3 protein-coding genes are annotated in these 6,938 nt (G+C 69.8%); all 3 read right to left on the bottom strand.

Annotation, left to right across the window (positions count from 1 at the left end):
• Positions 1 to 51 precede the first annotated feature (51 nt).
• A complete protein-coding gene (locus OG522_RS40810) occupies positions 52 to 4,296 on the bottom strand; it encodes a DUF3560 domain-containing protein (protein WP_329468606.1) in 4,245 nt (1,414 codons plus the stop codon).
• A gap of 116 nt (positions 4,297 to 4,412) precedes the next feature.
• A complete protein-coding gene (locus tag OG522_RS40815) occupies positions 4,413 to 5,168 on the bottom strand; it encodes a hypothetical protein (RefSeq protein WP_329468608.1) in 756 nt (251 codons plus the stop codon).
• 27 nt (positions 5,169 to 5,195) lie between these two features.
• Entirely contained in the window at positions 5,196 to 5,981 is a 786-nt protein-coding gene (locus tag OG522_RS40820; protein WP_329468609.1) for a hypothetical protein, read from the bottom strand.
• Between the last annotated feature and the right edge of the window lie 957 nt (positions 5,982 to 6,938).

The raw sequence follows: 6,938 nt of genomic DNA on the forward strand, positions 1-6,938 counted from the left end.
CGTGGGCGATCGGCCATGGGGTGGTCAGGCGGGGGGTCGGCGTGGTGACGGTCAGGCTGGCGGCGACGGCGGCAGTGAACCCGGTGTCGGGGCGGGCTCCGGGGTGATGTCGCGCGGGTCGGCGGGGATCGGCTCACCTGCCAGGGCGGCCCGCATCTGCTCGGCCGACATGCGCCCGCTCACTTCGTTGTAGGGGAGCGTGTACGTGCTGCCCTTGTGCCGGGTCTCAGCCGTTGCCGCGCGGGTGACCACGCGGCAGTCACCGACGGCGCCGACGGTGCCGCCATCGAACGCGGCGTGGATGTGCGGCACGGTCGCCGTCTTGGCGTTGGCCCGGGTCACCTCGTACCAGGACCCCCGCCACTGCACGAAATCGCCCTTCACAAAGTCGGCCCGACCCCACACCTTGAAGCCGCGCCGCTCCGCCTCCTTGATGGTCTCCGCCCAGTACGTCAGCTCTTCGTCGTACTCGGCCAGACGGCGCGTCAGCTCCTGGCGGCGCGCCTCGGACGGCTGGCGTCGCCACACATCAGCCCTACGGCCCTTGTCGTCAACGCCGTCACGCTCCCGCAGGACGCCGCGCCGCTCCGCATCCAGCTTCTCGATACGGCGTAGCGTGCGCCCCGGGTTCTTCCGGTACCGCTCGTAGGCGTCCGCCGCCGCCGCACGGGATGCCCAGTAGCCAGCCCGCTCGCCCTCGGCGATGCTCTTGCGCATCGCGTTGTGCATGCGCTCCTGGTCCCTGCGGGCGCGCCCTTCCGAATGGTGGCCCACCAGGATCGGCTGACCCATCCAGAACCGTTCGCCGATCCGGTCCGAGGCATCCCGCGCCGACTGCGACGATGCCGCCGCACGTCCGGACCGGTCGGTGAACCGCTCCGCCCGTTCCTCGGCCGCATCCACGCGGGCGGCCTCCCGCTCGGCGAACGACAGGGTTTCTTCGATCGCCACGGCGCACGACAGGCCGAGTGCGCGCACCGCGTCGGCGGCCCGGTTGATCTTCCACCGGTCGGCGCTCTTGTAGCGGCTGCCCCGGATGAAGATCCCGGGGTTGCGCCGGTAGGTCCAGCCCAGCGGGCGCAACGCGTCCCACACCCCGTCACCGCGGGAGGAGCCCTCAACGGTGGTGCCGTGCTCGTGGGTGTGCCGGATGACGATGTCTGCCGCCTCTGCGGTCTCCTCGGCCTCCGCGATGTCCCCGGGCAGGGTGAGCGCGCGCAGCGCCGCCGGGGTGTGCCCCATGAGCCGTGCGGCGCACTCGGCGCAGCGCGGAGCACAGCCGGGCACGTCCCACAGCAGCATCCCGAACCCGCCGCACGTGTTTGCCGCCGCGCAGTCACCGCGCCCGGCAGGCTTCGCCCAGTCGATCGGCATAACCGCCACAGCCGCCGCGACGGGGGCCGGGGTGTCGACGTCCGGCACCATGCCGCCCTCTGCATCCCACACGTCCACCCCGGACGGGTCGGACACCACGTCAGCCGTGGCCTTACGAGCCCGCGTCACGGCCTGGCGCTCCCGCAGCAGCACCGAACGGCTCTTGGGCTGCCGCGCGCTCCACACCGCCTCATCACGCCTGCACGGCCACGCGTGGCGGCATTCCTGCGGGTAGTAGCCGCACCCATCGAGCGGCGCACGCTCGTCGCCCGCGACCGACGCGGGCACGTCGCCACTAGTTGCCGGCGGGGAGAGCTCTCCTTGTTCGTCCCGCTCGACCGCGCCGCCGTCGCTCTCCCACCCGTCCACTCCGCCCGGATCCGACAGGACGTCGGGCAGCGCGACCGGCGCCGTGTCCTCGACCAGGACGCCGCCCACCTTGCACACCTGGGCAACCGTCGTGTTCATCGCGTGCAGCGTCGGAGTCTTGTCGACCGGCGCGCCGTTCACCCATGCCCCCGACGCGTCGACGTCGTACAGGCTCCCACTCCACACCGCGCGCATCTCCCCGGGAACCCTGCCCGTGGCCGTTCCCGCCGCCCGCACCGTCACCGTGACCCCGTCCGCACTGCGCTGCACGGCCACCGTCCACCCGTTCCCCGCCGCCGTGTCCGCCATGGCCACGGCAGCCATGGGCAGCCACACTTCCGGCGCCGCTTCGGTCTCCGCGATCACCTCCGCACCCGCGTAACCGCCCTGCCAGTCCTCCAGCGTCGACACCGACGGCATGCGCCCGGTCTCGGTCCCCTTGGGCGCCTTCCACGGCTGCACGAGGGGCTTAACCGACGCGGATGCCTGCCCCTTCTCCACCCCTGCGGTACGCCCGTGCTTGTTCTTCGTGGGCAGGTCGGGACCCTTCAACGCGCGCCCCTCATCTCGCGCGGCCACAGCATCGGCCAACAGGTCCACGAACGCCCGACGCTCCGCCATCCCAGGCGCGTGTTCCATGTCGGGCGCGTACTCGGCATCGGCGGGAAGCTCGAACATCACCGCCGTACCGCCGTCCTCGGACAGCCACGCGCCACGACCGGCCGGAACGTCACCGGCCGCCGCACGGGCCAGGAACCCGCGCGCCGCCGCCGCACGCTGCGCCGGTTCCTCCGCCTCACGCTCCAGCGCGGACAGCTCCCACTCACACCACCGCACCGCATCCCGCGCACGCGTCCGCCGCACGTCCGCCGCATACGACGCCCTACGCGCACGCTCCGACCACTGGCCGGACGTCTCGTAACTCACCCAGACGTGTTCGCCGAGCACACCCGCCGACCGGCGTACTTCCTGGTGAAGGTCATACGCGTCACGGCGCCACGCGGCGCACTCCCACGCGTCCTCCTCCGCCACGGTGAGCCGCTCACGAGCCATCGCCAGAGCACACCGCGCACGCTCCGCAAACCACGAACGCGACACCCGCACCGTGCCCTCGTACGGGCCACGGAACGCCACCGGGAACACCCCATCCCCGTTGCCGTGGCAGATCACCGGCAGCACCTCAACCGCGCCCCCGTCGGTCTCCCACCCGTCCACCCCGCCGGGGTTCGACACGACGTCGGGCAACACCGCCGGGGTCTTCTTGACCTCGTTCTCCTCCGCCGGAACGTCCGGTGTCACGCCGCTACCGGCCGGAGCATCACCGGCCGGACCCTCGGCCGTTTCGGCAGGTCCCTCCCACCCCGGGCGCGTGATGCGCAGGAGGAACGCCGACGCTTGCGGCCGCACCCGCCCAGCAACCGCGCGCGCTTCCGGCGCACGCTCCGCGCACTCCTGAGCCGACGGCACGTCAAGCCCGAACTCACGCACGACGGCGAGAGCGTCACGCGCTTCCCAACGGGCCCTGTCGACGTCGCCCCGCCCGTACGCGGACTCTGCGCCCTCTGCGCACTCCTCGGCCTCACGAACCGCACCCCGGGCGCTGTCGTACTGCTCGTCCGTCAGCCCATCCCAATCGATGCGCTGAGCGAACGCACGGACCGTGTCCAGGGCAGCGCGCGCCATGCCGACCGACACGGCTGTCTGTGCGTTTTCCTCCGCCTTCTCCGCCGCGCGCTCCGCATGGATGCCGTACACGCGCGCCGTCTCGGCCGTTGCCCGCAGCACCGACGCGGGACGCTCGGCGATCACGTACGCGATAGCGGCCCCCGTGACCTGACCCCACGTACCGCGCACGTCCCCCGTCGGAAGGGCCACGGTGTGTCGGCCGCCCGACTCGAAATGGAAGCGGAAGGGGAACCGCTCACCGCACACCGACAGATCCGACAGCAGGTCGGAGCGCCGAAACTTCCCCTCGTAACGGTCGTCCAGCGACCGCGCTTCCAGCGCTTCCGGCCACTCCTCCGCCGCCCTACGCGCACGCTCGACTTCCGCCATGGACGGCGCCTTACGGGCACGCTTCCGGGGGGCCGAAGCCTCCCCCGCGGTCTTGGCCGGAGAGTCCACCGTCACGGGCTGCGCGGTCGGCTGTGTGCGGGCGGTGGGCGCCTCGGCGGTCACCAGGGCCGCGACGGCGCGCCATGCGATGCCCTCGGCGGCCTGCTGGCCGTAGCGGGTCAGGGTCGCGCCGTCCCAGCGGTGCTCCCGGGTGGTGAGTCGCCAAACACAGCGCAGGACGGTTTCCCCGGCCTTCTGGCGGGCGGTGAGCAGCAGCGCGCAGTATCCGGGCTGCGTCTGGACGGTGGCCGTCCATCCTGCCTCCTCGGCCTGGGCGGTGAGGCGGGCCAGGTTGCGGGGCAGAACCACTCCTTGGGCGTCCGCTGTGTGGGGCTGCTCGGCGGTCGGGGCGGTGGGCGCCGGCACTTCGGCAGGGGTCGGGGCCGGCTCCTGGGCGGCGGTGCGCGAGCTGCTGGCGTGGCGCGTGGTCGCGGTCATGTCGGGTCACTCCTGGTCGGGTTGGTGCCGGGTGAGTTGCCGCTCACACCGGGAGGCAGGGGCAGGGCATTCCCGCCCGGGGCCGGTCGCGCGACCGGCCCCGGGCGGAGTAGTGCTCAGTTGGAGCGGTTCGGGGGGCGCCGGTCGGGCGTCGCGCTGCGGCTGTGCCTACCCCGGTCATCCCTGGGCGTGGACTCGGCGGAAGGGCGCGTGAGGACCTCGGCCGAGAGATAGTCCACTTCCTGTTCCGGCTCCATGAGGGCGCCGGACTCCGGATTGATGCTGTACGCGTCGAGTACCTCGCGTGCGGTGAGCGGGTGCAGCCACCCGTCCCGGACGGACCACCCGCGCGCGGACTCGGCATCATCCGGTGTGGTCGTGCGCACCACCACACCGCCAGTGGCCCCAGGCAGGAATCCGAACGAGAGGGTCAACCAGAACGAGAGGGCCTCGACCTCGTCCACCGCGATCAAGTCGCCGTCATCGGCCAGCAGTTGGAGAAACCCCACCTGCTGACCGAGCGCCGATGCGACAGAACACACCACCGTGTGACTCCCGGGACCGAGAACATCCAGCAGAGCAAAAAACGCGTCCTGCGCCTGCTTCACGACGGCGGCCGTCTCGTCGAGAGAAGGCTCCGTGTCTGCCGATAGGTCCGCTTCGGTGGGGGCGTCCACCAACGGCGGTGCCGGGGACCACCGCATCTCGTTCCTGTGCTGCGCCTCCGGGTTGTGGTGGCCGTCAAGAGTCAGTCGTACGTGATCTTTGAACTCGCTCATCGTCCCCTGCCTTGGGTTGGTCGAGTTGGTGGCGAGAGAGTTGCCGCTCTCTCTTGAAATCAATAATACTCCCTTGCGGGGGGTGGCCGTCAACCCTCAACCACCCCCCGCAAGAGGGACCTACGACGACTCCACCGGCCTCACGTTCGTACGAAAGAGCTCGTCGTCCGTGAGACTGAACGCGACGCGCCGGACTTCGCCCGTGCTCGCGCGCCTGCCGTAGATCTCGATGTCAGTCAACTCGCGGTCCGCGTAGACGACTTGCAAGACACGTCCCTCCCATACCTCAGGCCTAACGGGCTGGCCCCGGGACGGGCGGCGCTGGACCTGAACCTGCTGCCCCTGGCTGATCCGGCGAACCGTCTGCTCCGTGGTGGCCGCCAGCAGCTCGTTCGCCCCGTGGCGAGCCTGGTCGGCGTGGACACGCCTGGCCACCTCGTCGGCGCACGGAAGACCGAAACCCCCGTCACTGGCGATCACGCCATACGCTTCGCGCCACCCCCGCACCTGGCACTCAACCGCCCTGCGCGACGCACACACGATCGTCAGGCCTTCCACGGTCACAGACAGGGCACCGATCCCGTCAGGGCTCACCGTGGCGCTCCGGCCCCGGACCTTGGCGCGACGGGGCGCGTCGTCAAGAATGACAAACGAGTTGATAGCGAGCGAAGGTGCGCGCAATTCGCCTGCGTGGACCTGCTCGGGAAAGATGCGGTCGAGCAACTCGCTTGCCTCGCACCATCCTTCCCACCACACGCGTGCGGCGATAGGGTGCCGGAATTCGATGATTGCTGTCGGGATCTTGAGGAGCGGGATGAGCGTCAGACCGATATGCGCGTCGGTCTCATGCTCTCCCGCCAGGTGGATCGCGAGTCGGCTTACCGCGTCAATGGCCTCTGTTTCCAACGGGACTCCTCGGGTTGGTGAATGACGGTCAGCCAGTTTGCCGCCTGACTAGGAAATCAATAATACACCATTTAGGCTGGGGTCGGACCTGTATCTACTGCACCACCTGCTGCACAATCTGCTGCGGTATCTACTGCACTATCTGTTGCACCCCGCTTCTTTCGGGTGGCGACAAGTTCCTGGTGAGGCGGCGTGGTTGGCTCTGGTGGGGGTCAGACATCCCCTTCTACCCGTCTCCCTGCGCCCAATGATCAAAAAAGGAGGGTGGGGGCTTGGTCTGCGGGTGCGGCGGGGATGGGTGGGGGTTGGTTGGTGGCGCGCTCGGCCGGGGGCCTCGCGCGGTTGGGGTGGCGCGGGGGCCTGTGTGGCCGTCTGTGGGCCTAGGGCTCGGCCGGGCGGGTCCTGGGGTCGGTTCGCGGCTTGGGTCTCTGGCGGGGCTCTGTGTTCTTCGGTTCTTCGGGTTATTTTGAGGTTTCGTCAGGATCCTTCGTGGGGTGTGGTGTTGAGGGCGGATGGGTATTCTGCTTTCTGGGTGTGCCGATTGCTGGCGGGTTTCCCGGTCTCGGCTTTTTGTGCGGCCCTTGCCTAGGGTTCACTGGGTGGCGTGGAATTTGTTGGTGGTAGTGGTCTAAAATCCCCAAAGCTACATGCTAGTTTCAATGTGATGCACCAGCCGCCCTGTTCGTAGCCAGCTTGCCCGCATAGCGGGCGGTTTTGGTCCTGGAGGCGGAGACGGAAGAGCTGTGTGGGGCTGCGGAGCTGGCCCGTTGTCAGGCCGCGCAGCGGCCGTTTGTCTCTTCGGTGGTGTGGCGGAGCCACACCTACAAGTCTGGAGCGGAGCGGAGGACTTGACGGCCCCTTTCAGGGGCCGGTGCCCGCGAAGCGGGCGCAACTCCGTTGCGAAGCAACGGAGTTCGAGCCGCGCGGAGCGCGGCTCTTCACTGCACAGCGCGCAGC

It is taken from the genome of Streptomyces sp. NBC_01431, assembly GCF_036231355.1.
Classification (GTDB): Bacteria; Actinomycetota; Actinomycetes; order Streptomycetales; family Streptomycetaceae; genus Streptomyces.